A 20,126-nucleotide genomic window follows, 5' to 3' on the forward strand; every position below is an offset into this window, starting at 1 on the left:
TTCCTCATACCTCCCCTAACTAAGGTATTTTGAACACATAATTTATGTAAATTTACGCTCAAGGAGATTCACCGGGATCTCAAAAGAAACAGTCGTACCCTGACCCTGCTTGCTAACGATATCAAAACCTGCCTGATTGTTATAATTCAGCTCCAGTCTCCGGTATACATTCCGGATTCCGATACTAGTACCGGATGAGTTCTCATTACGAACCGACAGAATGATCTCACGAAGCTTCTCTGGCTCAATTCCTTTTCCGTTATCGCTAACAGCGACGCGAAGCTTCCCATCAGCTACTTTCACACTAACTGTCACCAGGCCTTGTTCATGGATCATCTGCACCCCGTGTTTACAGGAATTCTTACGAGAGGCTGGATGCTCATCTTAGGAATTTTATATAGCAATGCTTCTTCGTCGATCTCGAACTCATAATCGATTTTGTCGCGGAAACGGAATTTCTCGATTTTCAAATACATTTCTATGAACATGATCTCTTCCTGAAGTGTAACGATATCCTCTTTCCAGCTTAGCAATCGGCGCAGCAGCCTGGATAAGCTCTTGATCACATCGGTCACGTCATCATAGTTGTTCTTCGTGCAGACGACCAGAATCGCATTCAACGTATTGAACAGAAAGTGGGGGTTCATCTGACTCTGAAGCAGATTCAGCTCAGCCCTTACCCGTTCCATCTCCAGGTTCTTCTTCTGAATCTCCAGTTTGTACACATTGTTAATCAATGAATTGATCCTTGACGTCATGCGGTTGAAGTTCTGGATCAATCCGCCGATTTCATCCCGTCCCTCTTCAATAGAGATTAAGTCGAACTTCTCATTCGTGACCTTCTGCATATGTCTCGATAGGCGTTTTACCCGATAATTGTAGGATCTCAGCATAATGTAGATAAAGAGCGTTGCCGCTAAGGTCACTGCTATAGCCAACAGTCCTACGGACACGCGCATCTCTAACAACGCCTTGGAGATCCTTGTTCCTTCCGGTAGCCCTACCAGCTTCCAGCCCTTAACATACTTCGCTGTCCCGATCGATATGGTATGGATATCATCCTCGCTGTATTGCTCCGGTAGTTTGAATACAGGATATTGATCGGAAATCCGATCTTTTCGATAGCCGCTATCCGCAGACATAATTACCTGGTTGTTCTCGTTCAGCAAATACAAATTCAAATAATTCTTCTCTCGCATAATGACGTCATATAATTTGTTAAGCGAAATATCGATACGCAGCACCTTTTCGTAGGTATTGTATTTATCGTAGTAATCCATTCTCTCCATAACACTGAGATAGGGGACCGTGGATGCAAGGTTACTCGCTTCTGTTGCTATATAAGCGGCGACATATACTGGGTCCGAATTGGACTTCCATAGACCATACCAATCGCTACCCTTCACATTGTCATTGATGAACTGATAGTTGCCCCCTGATACAATGGACGGATTTTTCGTAAAGATCGTAATCCGTTCGATCTGATTATTTACAGGTATGTAGCTGGTTACTCGATTCCTAAGCTGCTCATCAAAGGTCTCATAGAAATCCAATTGACTTTCATAAGTTCGATCTAGCATTTCGTTCAATGCCTTGTCGGTATTCAACGCATGGCTCACGGCCACCCCGCCATCAATATAATCATGAATATCCTTCCGGGCCCGTTCCAATGAAATATCAAGGTTCTGCTCCTCCCTTGCCCAAATAAAGCCCGACATCCGATCCATGAACACGAGATTGACGATAATAATAGGCAGTAACACACCAATGACCAGAATCATGAGAAATTTAAAGTTCAACGGTATGTCATCAATGATCCTTCTGTGCCTAAGTTTTCCGAGCTTCATATGAACACCTCCTGGATCATTGCTGCCTGTTCTCGGTTACACCTCGGTATATAGAGGGTAGAACACCTGTGTATTGCTTGAATTTATTGTTGAAGTAGTCCGCATTGGGATAACCCACCTGCAACGCTACTTTGGAAATCTTGGTCTGCGTTCTCTTCAGGAGCTTCTTGGCTTCCTCGATCCGCTTCTCATTTAAATATTCATTGAATGGCTTACTGGTATATTGCTTGAATAACTGCCCCAAATAAGCGGAATTCATATGGAATTTAGCGGCCAGTTCCCGAAGCTGCAGCTTGTTCCTAAATTCTAGATCCACATATTGAATGACCTGAAAGATGGTGTTGTGCTCATTCTCCTTCCTCAGGGCACCCAATTGGGTGGCCCCCAATAAACATAAAGAATGTACATAACCCTTGAGCATTTTCATCTCATCCAGTTCATCCTGTCCCGCAAAGTCGATCTGAACCTGTCGCATAAATCCGGCCGGATCACCATTCATTTCCGTTAACCATTTGCATATCTTCAGCTCTAAATCAGAGACACATACACGTACCACTTCCATATCCGGCAAGCTACAGAACCAAGTTTCGAAGATACTAATGATACCGCTTTCAATTTGCTGAAGATTCCCGGATTCCACGGATTCTATAAGCTGCTTGAACTTGGCTTTAGGAATATCAGGCTGCTCTATTCTGTGGATGTCTCGATAATAGAATACCCCTTGCTTCTCCTGATTCCGCCTAATCCTTCTGACTTCAACGCTCTGTAGATAAAGCCCTCGGATTGCCTCGATTCCCGTATCTCGATCGCTTATGGCAATTACGCCGGACCGATCTGATCTTGCCTTCAGGTCGCTTAACAAGGATTGGGTGATCTCATGAAACTGCCCATCAGGTATCATCTCTACCAGTACAATAAACCCGCATCTTCCTGCGCTATCCTGAAAAGGGAAGACAAGACCCGGAGGGAAGAAACTCATCCCCCAAGGTCCAAAATCGACCAAATCGTAAGCTGTCTCCATGATCATGCACACCATCTGTTGTGTATCAGTTAGATTCATGGACACGTGTGCCTGCTCCACAAGCGACGAATTATACTCGCCAAGAATTAATCGGTTAATGACATGATTGACCGCAAAGAGCTGCCTATTCGCTTCAAGCTGCTTAGCCGCCTCCTCCTCTCGAATCTGCTCGCCAAGCTTAAGAAGCAAAGCCTCAATCTCTTCATCATCGATTGGTTTGAGTAGGTATTCTACAACACGTTGCTGCATTGCAGTAATCGCATATTGAAAATCATCATACCCGCTCAATACAACAAATTTGGGAGGATGCTGCAGGAGCCGATTCGACTTCTCAATGAGCTCAAGACCGCTAATCTCAGGCATATTAATATCGGTAAAGACCAGATCCGGCCGATGCTCCTCGATTTGTCGAAATGCTTCATTGCTGTTCATTGCCTCTCCACATACCCGAAATCCGAACCTGTTCCAGTCAACCATTGTTCTTAATCCTTCCAGAATCCAAGGCTCATCGTCTACCAGAAGAACATTCATCATGGCTAATTACTCCTTTAATCAAGTATTGAGAGCGCGTTCATAAATTAGTATTCTGGATATGTCAAATAAGTTATATCTGTCTAAATGACATTATACATGATGATTAGGAAAAAAGGAGAAGTTGAGGTTTAAAAAGGATATTAGATTCTACCAACCTAAAGGAGAGCTGAAGAATGGAAAATCCCTTAATGATTGGACAAGTAAATACGAAAGAGAAGGTTATCGCCTTCACATTTGATGATGGTCCTAACGCTACCTATACCCCGCAAATTCTAGACATTTTTCAGCAAGCCGAGGCCAAAGCCACCTTCTTCACGATCGGAGAGCAGATAGAACAGAATCTCGATCTACTGCGAGAGATGTTCCGCTATGGTCATGAGATCGGAAATCATACTTATACCCATCCACACTTAACTGAATTGGATGAGGCCGGATATCGGTATGAAATCGGCCAAACGGAGAAACTTATTACAGAAGTCACAGGAGTTAAGCCACAAGTGTTCCGGCCACCATTTTTTGATATCAATCCAGAAGTATACCGCATGATCTCGGCGCTAGATTACTCATCCATTGGTGCTGTAAATACCGCTTCCCTGGACTGGGAACAACCCGGTGTCCAGCACATCATTGATACAACAAAGTCGACAGCACAACCCGGCAGCATACTATTGTTCCATGACGGATATGGGGACCGCACTCAGACCATCGAAGCCGTCCGCAAACTTGTAAAAGACTACACCGCAAATGGTTATAAACTAGTAACAGTAAGCCAATTGCTGCAGCCAAATCCCTATTGAATATAGTACTTACATATCAAATATATGGAAGTTTGTGTTTTGGAGTAATAGCAAAACTAAAGATCTTACCCCAATAATTATAGGTCGACTTACAGTTATTAGAAAAAAGAATCGCCGACGTCTTCGTCAGCGATTCTTTATATTTTCTGATTATATAAAATTACGACCAAACCATTTCGTAGCGGCATCCACTTCGGAAGGAGACAATTGATGTCCAAAATGCTCCCAATGTACATCAACTACAGCGCCTACTGCCGTCAGCAATTGATTCAGCTCCTCTGTCTCGTGTGCAGGAGAGATTGGGTCGTTCTTTCCGGCTCCTATAAAGACCTGGTACGCCGGATAGCTGCGGAAGCTCAATGCCACGGCGTGGAACCATCGGATGGTGCAAAATTGCTCCACGCAAAGCATCTTTATAGTGGAACAACAGAGATCCTGCGATATTAGCTCCATTGGAGTAGCCTACCGCCACGATATTGCTGCGGTCAAATTGATGCTCGGCAGCCGCCTGATCTAGGAACTCATTTAGCTCCTTCGTACGGAAGATGAGATCCTCTTCATCGAATACGCCTTCCGCCAAACGGCGGAAGAAGCGCGGCATACCATTCTCCAACACATTTCCTCTTACACTTAGAACCGAGGAGGATGGAGATATGGTTTGGGCCAGTGGAAGCAAATCCTGTTCGTTCCCCCGGTACCATGCAGGAGCAGCAGTACCGGAGCATTAGTATCAGGTCCTTGTTGAAATATATGTCTCATTCTTGATCCTCCTTCAGCACCCGAACTTCAAATTGCTCAAGATTCTTCTCAATCAATTCGCGATGATCTTCGTACCATGGTGGCAGCATAAGCTTCTCACCCAATTGCTCCAAAGGCTCATCACGAGTGAAACCTGGAGGATCTGTAGCGATCTCGAACAGTATGCCGCCTGGCTCCCGGAAATAGAGGGCATTGAAGTATTGACGATCTACAACCGGTGTTGGATGAAGTCCGCTTGCAGATACCTTTGTGCGCCATTCAGCATGCTCTGTATCGTCCTTCGCCCGCCAAGCGATGTGGTGAACTGTACCTGAACCTGCTTTGCCTGGCAGGTACCGATCCGATATTCAAATCGATGATATTGCCAATTTCACCGAACCCTTTATAGCGGGCATATCCACCCTCAACACCTATTTTCTCCAGACCTAACACACTCTCTAATACCATTTCTGTATCTTTTGGTGCGGTGCTGTAAAGAACAGCGCCCCCGAAGCCCATAATCGCCTTATCTGCAGGTATTCCGCCGAAGCTCCATGTGCTCTTCGGTCCTTTGCGTTCTACAAGCTCGATTTGTAAGCCGTCTTTATCTGCGAAATGCAGCGACTTCTCAGAAAATCTTGTTCTTTCTGTAAAAGATACGTTAAATTTCTTCAACCGCTCTTCCCAGAAATCCATCGAACCTTCCGGAATCGCATAGGTTGTAATTCCAACCTGTCCGTTGCCGACAATACCGCGGCGAGATTCCGGCCATGGGAAGAAAGTAATGGCTGTACCAGGGCTACCCACTTCGTCACCGAAGTATAGATGGTATACTTCAGGTGCATCAAAGTTGATGGTCTTCTTCACCAGACGAAGTCCCAATATACCTGAATAGAAATCCGTTGTATCCTGTGCGCTTCTAACAAATGCGGTAATATGATGAATACCTGCCGTAGCTTTAACCATGTGTATCCACTCCTCATTAGTATTTTTCAATAATTTGAGCCTTAATTATTCAACTTATAAAATAGCGTCTAACGAATATGCTCCTGCACCAATCAAGCTGACTCCAATAACAACTGCAATAATTAACAAGTTCATTTCATAACCGTTAGCTGTATTCCAATATCCGTTCTTACCATGAACAGAGATAATAGCGAACAGCATCGTAATTGCAATAAGGGCTCCGGCAATCGGGGTGAGCAGTCCAGCGGCAAATAACAACCCGCCCACGAACTCACCTAATCCCGCCATCAAAGCCATCAGTATGCCCGGCTTGAGACCAAGCGAATCCATCCAGCCCCCTGTTCCCTTCAGACCATAACCACCAAACCATCCAAACAGCTTCTGCGCACCATGCGCAATGAAAGAAATCCCTACAACCAAACGGATAATTAACAAACCTAATGCTATACTCACTTTAAAAACTCCTTTATATTTTATTTTGAGAATCTTTATATTAAGATATATGATAAAAAAGGGGATATTTCTGTCATTTTCTCATCGACCTATTTATATCCCTCTTGTGCATGCTTCCCCAATTTCTTCAACAAAGATGCCGCCAGTTGCTGTTCTTCAACGGTCAAGCCAGCTACCGATTGCTCGATGATATCGACATGATGTGGGAACACTTCCTCAATGAACTTAGAACCCTCATCTGTAATTTCTGCATAAATACAACGGCGATCCTCAGAAGAAGCATTTCGACGAACATAACCTTTCTGAACAAGCTTATCTACAACATAAGTGATATTGCCGCTGCTCATCAGCACTTTATCACCAATCCGCTGAATCGGTTGCGCTCCCTTATGGTATAATAACTCAAGTACACCAAATTCGGTACGTGTTAAACCATAATCACGAATGTTACGATCGCTTACAGCATTCACCCACTGGCTTGCCCGAGACAGAGCAATAAATAAATTCAAGGCAACATCTTTCTCATTCATATCCGTTTGACCTCCCTTCAAAAATCTTAACATCAAGTATCTTGATTTAAAGATAATACAAATGTTTTGATCTGTCAACACTTCACTCAAACTTTCTTCGGCATAGCTGCAAAAATAAAACAGATGCCGCCGATAAATCTTGGCACCTGTTTTATAGGAAATCGTTTAACTGCTCTACCAGTGGCAATACTTCATCTGCTGCCAGCTTTCGTTCCGACATTAAGGAACACATTAACCGCAAAAATAATAACGCTTACAACAACCAAAGTAGAACCCACGCCCATCAAGACCTCGACTTGATCGTTTCCCTTTAATATTAATGCAAGGCAAATCATCATGACCGGTAAGCTAATCGTGTGCACCCAGAACTGAATTTTGCTTAGAAGATTATTACCCGCTTTAGGGAACAGCCAATATATCACTCCAGCTAATGCAAATGAGGCCCAACCCAGCAAATTAATATGAACGTGCACTCCAGTTAATGTGTAATCATGCACCATCGACATGTATATACCGAGACCTACTCCAATGACGAAATAAACCAAGGCGACCTTAATATACGCAATCCCCATGCTTTACCTCCATTCTTCATTGATTGAGACATTGTATTCTACTTTATTAACAATCATGTTAAATAAAATAAAAAGACCTCAGATATCTATCAATCCGAGGTCTACTACTTCTTTATTTATCGACGACAAGTTTATAATCTTTGGCCAAATACTTGTGAATCCGTTTGAAGTCAGCCTGTGTTAATTCACTTAAATGCTTATTTTGCTTCGTCTCTCTGCCAAGAATGATGCCTATACTCTGAGCAGCCATAGCAGTGGTAGCCATAATTCTAGCACTTCCGTAAGCTTTAATCGTCGTACCTACACTTTTCCCTACAACAATTACATTATCATATGATTTTAGTAGAAAAGAGCGCAGGGGTATACCGTAACGATCAGGCTTACCAAATCCCATTCCAAGCGGCAATGCCCTTGTGCCTTGAAGATCAATAGCATAGCTTCCTAATGTTACGTTATCCCAGAACATTCGACTTGACTTGAGGTCTGGATAGTCCAGCACATACTTTGTCTCATACCGATCATAATCACGGATATATAAATAATCGACGTACCCATTAAGCTCCGCCTTCTCAAATCCAGGCATTACCTCACGTAAGTACTTTAAGATATGGGGAGATTCCGCTTTCCCTTATTTACAGCCGATTCTACTGATTTAGGATTTGAAGGGTCCACATCATATATTAACAATGCATTAACTATTGCTTCACCTTCCTTTTGATAAGTCACATTTAGTCCACGAAGTTTTAATTGAGAATCTGTCGGTTGGTACTTATGCATGATTTCACTAAATCCCGTCGCAAAATCCCAATCGACATATGTATTAGGTCCATATTTTTTCTGAACATTCGTCAGAGGATAATCTTTAAGTATGGCTTGGTGCAGTTTACCCCAATTCACCTTTTTGAGTCTTATCATATAGGTTGCGGCCATATAGTCCGGCTTCTTCCCATTGTATAAGCTCTCCATCCCAGGTATCCGTTTAACATCAAGCTTGGCCGTAAGTGCATTAGAATCTGTATTTTCTACCCAGTAGTTAGCCCGAACTGTATGTATCTTCCCGTCATTTGTCCGATAACTAATAGATTGTATCGACTTCTCGCCTTTTGTAGCAATCTCATCAATGGACTGAATAGTAATTCCACTCTGCACAGTTATGCCTTTAAGTAACTTGTTATAATAACGTTCAAATTCTGAAGCCTTACGTATAGTACCCGCATTATAAGCATCGAATAGTTTTTTAATTTCTCCTTGAATCACACTCTTGCCCTTTTTATCATTCGTCTCATCCAGGACCTGCATCTGACCTTGTATTAATTCACCACCAAGTTTGTCCATCGGGTCAAGAATTAGAACGTCTAATCCTTCCTCTTTAGCGGCCTTAGCTAATAGCACACCTTGAATCTCGCTCCCTATAACAACAATGTCATAGGATGACTTTGCTTCGACTTCTTGAGATCCTAAGTTCACTGCAACCATTTGAAAAACTAGTATTATAACGATTACTCCGACAAAATATTTAGTCCTTTTCTTCAGCGCATCCCTCATTAAAATAATTAGAGCTCCTTCCATAAAATATTGAATACTTAGCATATTATGTACTTTAGGTTACTATATTCCCCATTGGGTTTACATGTATTAATTTACAGTTCCCTTATTTAGCCTTCTTTTCTTTTGACACAGTCTTCGGCACTCCCTCCTTCCTATAATTCTATTTTCGCGTATAATGTATAACTGTTCCTATCTGTATTCTGGTTTAATACTTATTTATAGAAAGGTAGATCAATTCAGCATGAACTCACCGCAAGTTGTTTCCGCTGAACGTGCCGTTTCCAAGGAGCGATTCCCTATTGCTCTGTTGTCGTTGACAGTCGGCGCCTTCGCGATCGGTATGACGGAATTTGTTATTATGGGTCTGCTGCCAAATGTAGCTGAAGACCTGAATGTAACTATCTCATCTGCAGGACAGTTGATTACGGCTTATGCGATGGGCGTGGCCATTGGCGCACCGATTCTTACAATGATTACCCATCGGCTTCCGCAAAAGCTACTACTATGCCTGCTCATGATTCTATTCATTGTAGGCAATGGCATTTCCGCCTTTGCTCCTAATTATGCTTTCTTGATGACAGCAAGAATCATTACAGCATTAACGCACGGTACATTCTTCGGAGTCGGAGCTGTAATCGCTGCTGGTCTTGTCCGCCCGGATAAGAAGGCCGGAGCCGTGTCGATCATGATGGCCGGACTGACCATCGCCAACATTATTGGTGTGCCGTTCGGCACTTTCGTCGGGCAGCATATGGGCTGGCGCGCTTCCTTTGGTGCTATCGCTATTGCAGGAGTTATTGCGTTATTTGGAATCATATTGTTTATTCCCAAACTCAAGCAAGAACAAGCCAGCAATATGGGAGCACAATTAAAAGCCTTGGTACGACCTAAATTGCTGTTCTTCCTCTTGATCTGTGCACTTGGAAATTCTAGTCTATTCGCCGTCTTCACTTATATAGCGCCGATGCTGCAGCAAATTTCCGGCTTTGCTGAGCATAGCGTGACCTGGATTCTCGTACTATTCGGATGCGGGGTCACAATTGGTAATATCATTGGTGGCAGACTAGCGGACTGGAAGCTTATGCCTTCCATCCTCGGCATTTATGTTGTGATTTGTGTTCTTCTTACGATCTTTACCTTTACAGTCAAGCAACCGATACTCGCGGTCATTACTATCTTCCTGTGGGGTGCAGCTTCCTTCAGTATTATGCCAGGTCTACAGATCAAGATCATGAGTCTGGCAGAAGCAGCTCCGGCACTGGCCTCGACTTCAAGCCATTCGGCTGGTAATCTGGGCAATGCCTGCGGAGCTTTTATCGGTGGTATCGTCATTACTCATCTGGGTTTAACCTCACTGCCCTGGGTAGGCGCACTGCTTGCCGCTTCTGCCCTAACGCTTGGATCGATCAGTTATATCCTGGATCGCAAGCATGGCATAGCATAATCAGAAAATTACCGTTGGATTTTAAGGAAAGGGGAGTTCTGTTACGTATAACAGAACTCCCCTTCTATTATTTTGCTTCTCTTAATCTCGTTACTACAGTGTCTTCCGCCAGCATCGTATATGCTAATTCTGTAACTACAATAGAAATACCTCCTGGAAGCTGCTTGTTGCATAAACTATTCACTATAAGCCCTTATTCCGTTCGTTATGAATGGTAATGCTTTTCTTATATATTCTTCTGCAGGCGTACTACTATGGTATTGCCAATTTATTGTTGCACCATATATCCCCAACTTAACATATTAGCTACTATTTTTAATTCTTCTTCACTATAGCCTATCTTTTTTTCTAATAATAACTTGTAGAAAAATTGTTCAAGTTCTTCTTTTATAGTTATTTCTATATTTGACTTGAAGGACTCAAAGCTTTTCATACATTGAGATTTAATAGAGTTTTGAAATTCAGTAATTGAAATGAAAATTTTTATGATTGTTTCTTCATTAATCTCAGTGTGATCGTTAATTTGTCCGAGAACTTTCGGTATCATATCTTCATTTATTACTTGTTTCATTAGATCATACTTATCTGTGAAATGATAATAGAAGGTCGCCCGATTTAGCGTAGCTTTTTCTGTAATATCCTTAATCGTAATGTTATCAAAATCTTTTATTTTTGATAATTGGATAAAGGCATCCATAATTAATTTACGTGTTCTAATGATTCGTGGATCAAGTTTTGGTCCTCCCATGTTGGCTCTCCTTTATTAGTTTTTATTCAATTTTCTTAATATGTTGGATATCCAACATATTAAGAAATTAGTCGGTTGATTGATATTTAATTGAAGACTACAATCCAATTGTACAACAAGTGTTGTATAGAATACACATGCAGAAAATAGGGAGGATTAAAATGAATATTTTAGTCGTAAAAGCAAATAATCGACCAGAAGGTATATCAAACAAAATGTATGAGACCTTCATGGAACGAATCAAGGATGCTGATCATTTAAACATAAAGGTTTTCGATGTGTTTGAAGAGGATATGCCCTACTTTGGGCAAGATTTCTTTAGTGCAGCTCATAAAAAACAAAATCATTTTGAATTATCGGACATAGAACAGCGTATCTTGGCAGCTAAGCAAAAAGCAATGGACGCCCTTAAAGAAGCGGACGTAATCGTGTTTGCATTTCCATTATGGAATTTTACTATCCCAGCCAAGTTACAAACATTTGTTGACTATGTTGCTGAGGCAGGCTTTTCTTTTAAATACAGTCCGGAGGGTAAGTTAATTCAGCTTATGACCGACAAAAAAGTAATCTTATTAAATGCACGTGGTGGAATTTACAGCTCACCAGAAAGAGCGCCGATTGAAATGGCAGTAACATATATAAAAAATACGTTTAACGGTATGTTCGGTATGGAAATTATAGATGAAGTCATTATTGAAGGGCATAATGCCATGAGGGATAAAAGGGAAGAAATTATCGAAGAAGGGTTAAAAAAGGTATCAAAAGCAGCAAATATTCTAGTGGAGCAAACAAAAATAATCGTTTAACTTTTATATAGAAAGGATTAGTCATTATGAAAGATCTTACTGGTAAAAAGATAATTGTATTAGGAGCAACTGGTGGGATTGGTGAAGGAATTACGAGGCAATTGCTTCATAATGGAGCAACCGTTGTAGCTCTTTGTAGGACAGATGAAAAGGCACAAGGATTAACTAGCTATGTGTCTGACATCCAAAGCGGTGAGTTTGTTCCTTTAGTTGTTAACATAGATCAACCTGATCACGAGCGAAAAATAATACAAAGCCAGCTTGCTACTCAATTTGGTCAATTTGATGGTGCAATTATTACTATTGGAGCTTGGGTACCACTGGAATTCCACTCGTCAACATTACAGATGATATGTGGGATCAAGCTATTAGAGATAATCTTACTAGTCATTTTCGGGCCATGAGGGTATTGGTTCCTCTTCTAAAAGAAAGTGGAGCGCTAATCCATCTTAGTGGACTTAGTGCAGATACTCCCTATCCCGGAGCAGGTTTGATTGGTTTAACAAATGCAGCTAAAAAATCACTTATATTAACTCTAGCAACTGAACAATCACAACTAGATCCTCGTATTTACGAGATTATCATTGGACCTATTCGTACTCGTGAAAGAATTAAAAATGGAATAGCTCGAAATAATTGGTTTAACCCAGAGGATATCGGAGAGTATTCATCTGAGCTTATTCTTGGGAACACTCCTGCTTCGAATGAAAAATTACACTACTTAGTAGAAAAACACTAATATGTGTTTAATTTCGACTGACAAAAGGAGTGATAGTCCATGCAACATAAAAATTCTTCTCATCAAACAATAGGTCAGAATAAACATATCGGCTATGTGTCGTTAAATACCGGAAACCTCGATCAAGCAATTTGGTTTTATCATTCTATAGTAGGCTTTTTAATTATAAAAAGATACGAGAAGTCTGCAATTCTTGGGACATTTGAAAATCATCCTTTATTAATACTAACTGAAATAGCTCATGCAACAAAACGAGAGAAAAATGAGACTGGACTAGATCATTTCGCTATTCTAGTACCCAATCGGAAGGAATTATCTAGACATTTCCGTGTCGTTGTTGACAATAACTATCCCATCAGTATGATTGCAGACCATATGGTAAACGAATCCTTCTACATTCATGATCCAGATGGCAATCTAATTGAGTTCACACGCGATTTAACAGCCGAAGAATTAATTATTCATAGCCCTCTTCATTCAACTGAGTTAGCAAATATTCTTTTTACACTTAATGGTCCATTGCAAACACATACAGTATCTCCTTATACACGGATAGGGCATGTATTGCTGCGAGTAACCGATCTTATGGAATCTGAGAAGTTTTACACAAAAAGTATAGGGTTCGAAGTATCTATGAGAATGCAAGGTGCAGTATTTGTTGCTGCTGGAGATTATCATCATCACTTAGGTTTTCATGTTTGGGAAACATTAAAAGGAAAAGCTCCTTCAAAATCTACTGTTGGCTTACGCTATTTCACTATTCAAGTTCCTGTATATGAGTCCTTTTCTAAAATTAGAGAAGCTTTCCGGGAGGCGGATTCAGAAATAAAAATTGAAGGGCAAAAAATAAGCGTTCATGATCCTTCCGGCAACGGTATATTAGTAACATCAAAATATGGTGATACTTCAGAAGAAGCTATTGAATTAGAAGCATTTTTCCAAAAGGGAAATAAAAGTTAACTAATACCCTGAATTCCTAAAAGACTATAGCGAATTCGGGGCTTTTTCTTGTATAGAATAGTATTGACTTATTCTACTTAAAATGATAAATTATTTTTTGTTAACCGGTTAACAAAAAGAGGTGAATACTAAAATGGATTTAAAACAAAAGCAATTAGCTTTAAAGGTTATTGAGGAATTTATTGTACAAAGAGAAGAAAAGATGAATAAACGTAAGTCAATCACTACGGCAGAATATCCGATTAGTGAATTGACACTAACGCAACTTCACATAATAGCACTTATTAAAGAACATTCATCTGAGGCTAATAATACTTTTCTTTCTATTCAACTAAGTATCTCAAAACCAGCAGTGACAAAAGCTGTTAATCAATTAATGAAAAAAGGTCTTATTCTTTCAGAGAAGAAAGAGGGAAATCAAAAATCTGTCTATTACTATCTAACACAATCTGGGGAACAGTTAGCATCTGTGCATAGAGAGATACATCGAAAAGTAATAGAACGTTATGAAGAGTTATTAAATAAATTTACTGAAGATGAATTGAGTGTCATTATACGGTTTATGTCTGAATGGACTAATCAAATAAAAAAAACAGATTTAGTGGAATGAACACTAAAAGTTATATAGTTTGAACAATTGAGGTTAAAAAATAATGAATGAAGGATGATAGCTTTGAAAATAAATAAGAAATATGAACATATTATCTTTACGATCTTAATGGGTCTGGGAATATCCTTTTTTATTTCTTTTGTTTTGGTTTCCATCAACATGGGCTACAATAATATGTTTATGACAAAGTGGTTAAATATGTGGGGAGAGGCATTTATTTGTGCAGTTCCATGTGCTTATTTTTTTCCGAAAGGAATAAAAAAGGTAATGAAAAGAATCACTTTTGTAGAATAGAAAAAATCTCATTAAAATACGAACACAACTTTACTAATGATTTTTGGATGCAGATGCCTTTAAATGCAAAAAAATAAAACAATTTTAAAGAGCCTTACTACACACTAAATTGTAGCAAGGCTCTTATATTGCTCCGGCTATCCCTTAAGCTTCTGCCCCTTGCTGAACACTAACCTTCCAATTATGATCACAGCCTGCCCGAATAACCTGATGCTTCGCAATATATTCACAGACCAGATCGGCCATATCGATGGTAATCTCACGGACAACGGGTCGGCCTTGATACATCTCATAATCCCCGCCCCCGCCTGCGCGATAGCTGTTCATCACAACATCCATCTCCGCTTCGGCAGCCAATTCTGCATCGTTATAATTCAACTTAACTACCCGTTCACCTACCGGACGGGAAATATCCAACTCATATTCAATGCCTTCCCACATGTCATAGTTGTAATGCTGAGCCTTCGGCTCCAAGAAGGCCGAATTGATCATCAGTTCTCCGTCAGATCCCAGTTGCCAATAGGTGGCGGTCTGCTCCAACGCAGCGCGGATATCCTTACCCGTTAGCCTTAATACAGCAATCGTATTAGGATAAATGAAATTAGCTAGTACATCTCGGCGCGTAATCATATCCCGGAACCCAAGCGATTGCTCGTTAAGCAGCGCCGTATTGGATACATGAGCACCGCTGACCTCCATCTGAACCCGATTGACGAATTCAATGAAGGGATGGTCCTCCAGGCGACAATCAAGCGAGCTCAATACGCTCATATCCCCATCTACGGTTCCGATCGGTTCATCCAGCCATTCTTGGGTCTCTTCCTCAAGCTCGCGGCATAAATCGAGTACTCCCTGATCCGCTTCTACCGACTCATCCGGGACGAGCAGGTCTGCGTGGCGGTCTGTAATCTCCCAATCCCAGCTCTCCCCTCTACGGAAGCTAACTTGAACTCTGCCCAGCGCCTGACCGAGACAACCAGGTTGCACAATCGTTACCCCATTTACCTCTCCGGCAAGGCTGCGATGCTGATGGCCTGTGATGAGAATATCTATCCCCTCCACCTCCGCGCACATCGCATAGGCCTGATTCTCTCCAGTCAGACGTTCCACCGGCTCGCCAGTCCACAGGTCGCGTTCAAATCCGCCGTGATAGGCTACAATCAGCAGATCCGGCCGCTCCTCTCTACGAATCATCGGTACCCAGAAGCGTACCGTCTCTAATGCATCGGCGAACTCCAAGCCCGCAATATGCTGGGGATTCTCCCAATGCGGAATATAATGAGTCGTTACTCCCAGCACAGCGAGCTTCAATCCGTTCTCCAGCACCTTCGTTATATAAGGTTGCCCGAACGCAGGTTTCCCGCCCCCTTCACCGTAATCCCCGCAGAAAGCCATGGAAATTGCGAATCCTCAACCACCTGATACAAAGTGCTTAATCCGTAATTAAATTCGTGATTCCCTGGCACTGCCGCATCATAACCTAGCCGATTAAGAACCTCGATCGTCGGGTGAACTCCTTGCTTGTTTTTTACAAAATAGGTCGATAGGGGTGTCCCTTGAATCAGATCTCCATTATCAAGCAAGAGCAGCTCCGGATGAGTAAGTCTCTCTCTTCCAATCAATGTCGCCAGCTTCGCCAAACCCAATTGGCATTCGCCAGCCGAACGGTAATCCGTCGGATAGATATGTCCATGAATATCGCTGGATACTAGAATCTCACACGTGGTCTCTTGTAGATGCTCCATCTTCAATAACACTCCCTTTTCGTGTTTTTCTTGATTCTATCAAGCGAAATGCAGATTTATATTAAATCCCTTTAATTTACAAAAATTTATCATTCCACTGACGATCCGATAATAAATGAGCATTATATTTAATCCAGTAACAAAAAAATAGATTCTATGGAGGTCATCTCGCTTGAAAAAAATCGTTAAGCTTGCTCTTCCCTTATTCTTATCCATTGCTTTCCTTGGAGGCTGTGGACAGAACTCTGCTTCCGTTAACAGTACCGATGGCAAAGCAGCAGCAAACTCCAGCCAATCTAATCAGACCGAAGAGAAGACGAATAAAGATACAGGTTATGTTCCAACTACACTGACTGTCCAATTCGTACCTTCGCAAAATGCAGACACACTGGAAGCAAAAGCGAAGCCGCTTGAGAAGTTGCTCTCCGACAAGATCGGCATTCCTGTCAAAGTCAGCGTCTCCACCGACTACAATACAATCATCGAAGCAATGGCTTCCAAGAAGGTTGATGTAGGCTTCCTGCCACCGACCGCTTATGTATTGGCCAAACAAAAAGGTGCAGCAGAGGTTATTCTGCAAGCTCAACGTTTCGGTGTGCAAGATGATACTGGCGCGCCGACAACTGATCTAGTTGATTTCTACAAGTCGATGATCATCGTGAAGAAAGATTCCAACATTCAATCTGTCGCCGATCTGAAGGGCAAGAAGATTGCTTATCAGAATGTAACTTCCTCCGCTGGATTCGTATGGCCTGCCGCTAAATTGATGGACGCAGGACTTGACCCACTGAAGGACGTAGAAGCCATTACCGTTAAAGGTCATGACCAAGGCGTACTTGCTGTACTGAACGGCGATGTGGATGCAGCCGCCATCTTCCAAGATGCGCGTAACACAGTGAAAAAGACTATCCTTCCGTATTTGAAGATACTCGTGTCCTTGCCTATACAGAGCCTATCCCTAACGATACGATCAGTGTTCGCTCGGATATGAGTCAAGAATGGATTGAGAAGCTGCAAAATGCCTTTATTGAACTTGGCAAAGATGAAGAAGGTCATAAGATCATTTCCGAAATTTACACCCATGAAGGGTATGTAAAATCCGATGACAGTCGTTTCGATATCGTCCGCGAATATGGGGAAAAGGTAAAAACCGAATAGTCCCTGGTCTCTCGCATTCATATAATCACCCATTTTGCAACACCGCCAGCCGGAGTGCTTCCGCACTGCAGCTGGCCTCTTTTATTTCACGATTATTTATTGAAAAAGGAGAATCGCCAAGTGATTGAATTACGCAATGTAACAAAGACATACCCCAATGGCACCAAGGGTCTAAATCAGATCAACCTGACGGTTGAAAAAGGGGAGTTCATCGCCATTGTCGGCTTATCCGGCGCGGGTAAATCCACACTGCTGCGTTCTATCAACCGACTTCATGATATTACAGATGGCGAGATTCTCATTGATGGGAAATCGATCACCACAGCGAAAGGCAAAGAACTGAGGATGATTCGCCGCGATATCGGTATGATCTTCCAAAGTTTCAACCTGGTGAAGCGTACGACCGTGCTGCGCAATGTATTAGCTGGGCGAGTGGGCCATCATTCGGTTCTCCGTACCCTACTGGGCATGTTCCCGAGGGAAGATATCGACCTCGCTTTCGAGGCGCTCGACCGCGTCAACATCGTCCAGAAAGCTTATGCTCGCGCCGATGAATTATCTGGCGGACAGCAGCAGCGTGTCGCAATTGCCCGCGTGCTTGCTCAGAAGGCCAAAATCATTCTCGCCGATGAACCTGTCGCTTCACTGGACCCCCTTACGACGAAGCAAGTCATGGACGATCTGAAGCGCATCAATATGGATCTCGACATTACAACGATCGTCAATCTACATTCCATTGATCTGGCTAGGCAGTATGCAACTCGCATTATCGGGCTGCAAGCAGGCGAAGTCGTCTTTGACGGTCCAGTATCAGAAGCGACAGATGAGCGCTTCGCCGAGATTTACGGACGTCCGTTCCATGAGGAGAATCATTTATTGGAGGAAGCCGTTGTATGAAGGCGCAAGTAAAATCTTCACAGCAGACACTCCGGCCCAAGGCGCCGGGTAAGATGAAGCATTACTTCACAGTAGCGATTGTCATTCTATTGTTATGGGGCAGCGCGGTCCAGACTGAGGCCACCTTCGGAGAGCTGATTCAGGGTCTCCCGAATATGCTCGATCTTTTAAAAGAAATGTTTCCACCCAAATGGGGCTATCTAAGTAAAATATGGTCCGCTATGCTGGAGACGATCCGCATGGCGCTTCTCGGCACTACGTTCGGCGCAATCATGGCTGTGCCTATTGCGCTACTGAGCGCCTCCAATATTGCTAGGCATAAATGGATCTACTATCCTATTCGCTTCATCCTGAACTTGATTCGCACCATTCCCGATCTGCTACTCGCAGCTCTCTTTGTTGCCATAATCGGACTAGGCGCTCTGCCAGGTATACTCGCACTCGCGTTCTTCTCGCTAGGAGTTATCGCCAAGCTGACTTATGAAGCCCTGGAGACGATCGATCCCGGGCCGCTAGAAGCAATGACGGCCGCAGGAGCACATCCGTTGCAAATCATCAAATTTGGTGTCGTTCCGCAGATCAAGCCTCACTTCATCTCGTTCCTGCTCTACACCTTCGAGATTAATGTCCGTGCTGCGGCCGTGCTCGGCCTGGTCGGTGCCGGCGGTATCGGCCATTATTATGAAGTTACTTTAGGATTCCTGGAGTACGACAAGACCTGCATGATCATTATCGTTACTTTAGCTGTCGTACTGGCCATCGATTATATCAGCTCTAAGCTGCGGGAGAAATTGTTATGACAAAATCATGGAATGATATCATACCTAAGCCTAAGAAGAACCGTTATCGCCTACTCATTTATATCGCACTTATTCTTGTCTATATCTGGGCTTTTGCTGGCATACCCTATTCCGGCATTAAAGAAACAGCCTGCCAAGTAAGTAAGTCGATCCTGGCCGGACTGTTCTCTCCGGATTGGGGTTACGTCTACCTGCCGGATGGAGAGGATTTACTAAGGGGACTATTGGATACGTTGGCTATCTCTGTTCTTGGTACCTTCATATCGACGATCATCTGTATTCCGTTCGCCTTCTGGTCAGCGGTTAATATGAGCCGTGGCAAGGTTATATCCGGCTCCGGTAAGGTATTCCTCAGCCTGATCCGTACTTTTCCGGAAGTGGTTATGGCGATCCTATTCATCAAAGCAGTAGGCCCCGGATCATTCGCCGGAGTTCTAGCGTTAGGCCTGCATTCCGTAGGTATGCTCGGTAAATTGTTCGCCGATGAAGTTGAAAATATCGACAACGGTCCACTGGAGGCGCTTATGGCGGTGGGAGCAAGCCGTTTGCAAATTCTATGGTTTGCAGTCATCCCGCAGGTTCTGCCCGGCTTCTTGTCATATACACTCTACCGCTTTGAGCTTAATCTCCGTTCGGCGACGATTCTTGGCATTATAGGCGCTGGCGGTATCGGCACGCCACTGATCTTCGCCCTGAGTACCCGCAACTGGGATCGCGTTGGTATTATCCTGCTCGGCATCATTATTATGATCACAACCATAGACCTGATCTCCGGTACGATCCGCAAGAAGCTAGTCTAATAATGTTAAGAACCAAGCGCGAATATTATCGCTACTAGCCTTACTCCTTACTACAGGGGTAAGGCTAGTAGCTTTTAGTATTAATAAAAAGTCCATAGATAACGTGACCCCAATCACTC

The 20,126-nt window shown here is 42.7% G+C and carries 18 protein-coding genes and 5 pseudogenes; 12 read left to right on the forward strand and 11 right to left on the reverse strand.

Annotated features, from left to right (window positions below; all coding sequences use genetic code 11):
• Window positions 1-42: 42 nt before the first annotated feature.
• Together RE628_RS27450 and RE628_RS27455 are read right to left on the reverse strand one after the other, a co-directional pair.
• Window positions 43-1,847, reverse strand: a pseudogene (locus tag RE628_RS27450) (sensor histidine kinase).
• 16 nt (window positions 1,848-1,863) lie between these two features.
• Window positions 1,864-3,402, reverse strand: a complete 1,539-nt coding sequence (locus tag RE628_RS27455) for a response regulator transcription factor (protein WP_309156516.1) — start codon at window positions 3,400-3,402, stop codon at window positions 1,864-1,866.
• A gap of 173 nt (window positions 3,403-3,575) precedes the next feature.
• Between RE628_RS27455 and RE628_RS27460 the strand changes: the two genes are divergently transcribed.
• Window positions 3,576-4,199, forward strand: coding sequence for a polysaccharide deacetylase family protein (locus RE628_RS27460; RefSeq protein WP_309156517.1), 624 nt, complete (start codon window positions 3,576-3,578; stop codon window positions 4,197-4,199).
• A 150-nt stretch (window positions 4,200-4,349) separates the two neighbouring features.
• Here the strand turns inward: RE628_RS27460 and RE628_RS27465 are convergent.
• The 7 genes and pseudogenes from RE628_RS27465 to RE628_RS27495 form a co-directional block, all read right to left on the reverse strand.
• Window positions 4,350-4,958 (reverse strand): annotated as a pseudogene (locus RE628_RS27465) (alpha/beta hydrolase).
• Window positions 4,955-5,903 (reverse strand): annotated as a pseudogene (locus RE628_RS27470) (ring-cleaving dioxygenase). Before RE628_RS27470 ends, RE628_RS27465 begins: the two co-directional pseudogenes overlap by 4 nt.
• A gap of 54 nt (window positions 5,904-5,957) precedes the next feature.
• A complete protein-coding gene (locus RE628_RS27475) occupies window positions 5,958-6,356 on the reverse strand; it encodes a DoxX family protein (RefSeq protein WP_309156519.1) in 399 nt (132 codons plus the stop codon).
• An 89-nt stretch (window positions 6,357-6,445) separates the two neighbouring features.
• Window positions 6,446-6,886, reverse strand: a complete 441-nt coding sequence (locus tag RE628_RS27480) for a MarR family winged helix-turn-helix transcriptional regulator (RefSeq protein ID WP_309156520.1) — start codon at window positions 6,884-6,886, stop codon at window positions 6,446-6,448.
• A 191-nt stretch (window positions 6,887-7,077) separates the two neighbouring features.
• Window positions 7,078-7,458, reverse strand: coding sequence for a cytochrome-c oxidase (locus tag RE628_RS27485; RefSeq protein ID WP_309156521.1), 381 nt, complete (start codon window positions 7,456-7,458; stop codon window positions 7,078-7,080).
• A 112-nt stretch (window positions 7,459-7,570) separates the two neighbouring features.
• Complete coding sequence (locus RE628_RS27490) at window positions 7,571-8,041, reverse strand: FAD-dependent oxidoreductase (protein ID WP_309156522.1); 471 nt, start codon at window positions 8,039-8,041, stop codon at window positions 7,571-7,573.
• A 17-nt stretch (window positions 8,042-8,058) separates the two neighbouring features.
• Window positions 8,059-9,003 carry an FAD-dependent oxidoreductase gene (locus tag RE628_RS27495; protein ID WP_309156523.1) on the reverse strand — a complete coding sequence of 315 codons (945 nt, stop codon included), beginning with the start codon at window positions 9,001-9,003 and terminating at the stop codon, window positions 8,059-8,061.
• 244 nt (window positions 9,004-9,247) lie between these two features.
• Here RE628_RS27495 and RE628_RS27500 point away from each other — a divergent pair, with 244 nt between their 5' ends.
• Window positions 9,248-10,450, forward strand: coding sequence for an MFS transporter (locus tag RE628_RS27500; protein ID WP_309156524.1), 1,203 nt, complete (start codon window positions 9,248-9,250; stop codon window positions 10,448-10,450).
• A gap of 268 nt (window positions 10,451-10,718) precedes the next feature.
• Here RE628_RS27500 and RE628_RS27505 read toward each other — a convergent pair whose 3' ends face one another.
• Window positions 10,719-11,198, reverse strand: coding sequence for a TetR/AcrR family transcriptional regulator (locus RE628_RS27505; RefSeq protein WP_309156525.1), 480 nt, complete (start codon window positions 11,196-11,198; stop codon window positions 10,719-10,721).
• A 161-nt stretch (window positions 11,199-11,359) separates the two neighbouring features.
• Between RE628_RS27505 and RE628_RS27510 the strand changes: the two genes are divergently transcribed.
• From RE628_RS27510 to RE628_RS27535, 6 genes are all read left to right on the forward strand, one after another.
• A complete protein-coding gene (locus RE628_RS27510; RefSeq protein WP_309156526.1) occupies window positions 11,360-12,004 on the forward strand; it encodes an FMN-dependent NADH-azoreductase in 645 nt (214 codons plus the stop codon).
• A gap of 26 nt (window positions 12,005-12,030) precedes the next feature.
• Window positions 12,031-12,408: an SDR family NAD(P)-dependent oxidoreductase gene (locus tag RE628_RS27515; RefSeq protein WP_309156527.1), complete on the forward strand. Its 378-nt coding sequence runs from the start codon at window positions 12,031-12,033 to the stop codon at window positions 12,406-12,408.
• The gene (locus tag RE628_RS27520; protein WP_309156528.1) at window positions 12,357-12,743 is read left to right on the forward strand and encodes an SDR family oxidoreductase; all 387 of its coding nucleotides are present in this window, start codon (window positions 12,357-12,359) and stop codon (window positions 12,741-12,743) included. Before RE628_RS27515 ends, RE628_RS27520 begins: the two co-directional genes overlap by 52 nt.
• Window positions 12,744-12,782: 39 nt before the next feature.
• Window positions 12,783-13,703 carry a VOC family protein gene (locus tag RE628_RS27525; protein WP_309156529.1) on the forward strand — a complete coding sequence of 307 codons (921 nt, stop codon included), beginning with the start codon at window positions 12,783-12,785 and terminating at the stop codon, window positions 13,701-13,703.
• A 133-nt stretch (window positions 13,704-13,836) separates the two neighbouring features.
• A complete protein-coding gene (locus RE628_RS27530) occupies window positions 13,837-14,313 on the forward strand; it encodes a MarR family transcriptional regulator (RefSeq protein ID WP_309156530.1) in 477 nt (158 codons plus the stop codon).
• Window positions 14,314-14,376: 63 nt separating this feature from the next.
• A complete protein-coding gene (locus tag RE628_RS27535) occupies window positions 14,377-14,607 on the forward strand; it encodes a DUF2798 domain-containing protein (RefSeq protein WP_309156531.1) in 231 nt (76 codons plus the stop codon).
• Window positions 14,608-14,751: 144 nt separating this feature from the next.
• Here the strand turns inward: RE628_RS27535 and RE628_RS27540 are convergent.
• A pseudogene (locus tag RE628_RS27540) lies at window positions 14,752-16,352 on the reverse strand (bifunctional metallophosphatase/5'-nucleotidase).
• A gap of 172 nt (window positions 16,353-16,524) precedes the next feature.
• On the opposite strand from RE628_RS27540, the pseudogene RE628_RS27545 reads away from it, so the two are divergent.
• The 4 genes and pseudogenes from RE628_RS27545 to phnE (RE628_RS27560) all read left to right on the forward strand — a co-directional run bounded on the left by RE628_RS27545 (window position 16,525) and on the right by phnE (RE628_RS27560) (window position 20,007).
• Window positions 16,525-17,510 (forward strand): annotated as a pseudogene (locus RE628_RS27545) (phosphate/phosphite/phosphonate ABC transporter substrate-binding protein).
• A 120-nt stretch (window positions 17,511-17,630) separates the two neighbouring features.
• Window positions 17,631-18,407, forward strand: a complete 777-nt coding sequence (gene phnC, locus RE628_RS27550; protein WP_309156532.1) for a phosphonate ABC transporter ATP-binding protein — start codon at window positions 17,631-17,633, stop codon at window positions 18,405-18,407.
• Window positions 18,404-19,207, forward strand: coding sequence for a phosphonate ABC transporter, permease protein PhnE (phnE, locus tag RE628_RS27555; protein ID WP_309156533.1), 804 nt, complete (start codon window positions 18,404-18,406; stop codon window positions 19,205-19,207). The genes phnC and phnE (RE628_RS27555) overlap by 4 nt, the downstream gene beginning before the upstream one ends.
• On the forward strand, window positions 19,204-20,007 hold the full coding sequence (gene phnE / locus RE628_RS27560) for a phosphonate ABC transporter, permease protein PhnE (protein ID WP_309156534.1): 804 nt from the start codon (window positions 19,204-19,206) through the stop codon (window positions 20,005-20,007). The genes phnE (RE628_RS27555) and phnE (RE628_RS27560) overlap by 4 nt, the downstream gene beginning before the upstream one ends.
• The last annotated feature ends 119 nt before the right edge of the window (window positions 20,008-20,126 follow it).

It is taken from the genome of Paenibacillus sp. D2_2 (assembly GCF_031199965.1).
In the GTDB taxonomy this organism is placed as follows: domain Bacteria; phylum Bacillota; class Bacilli; order Paenibacillales; family Paenibacillaceae; genus Fontibacillus.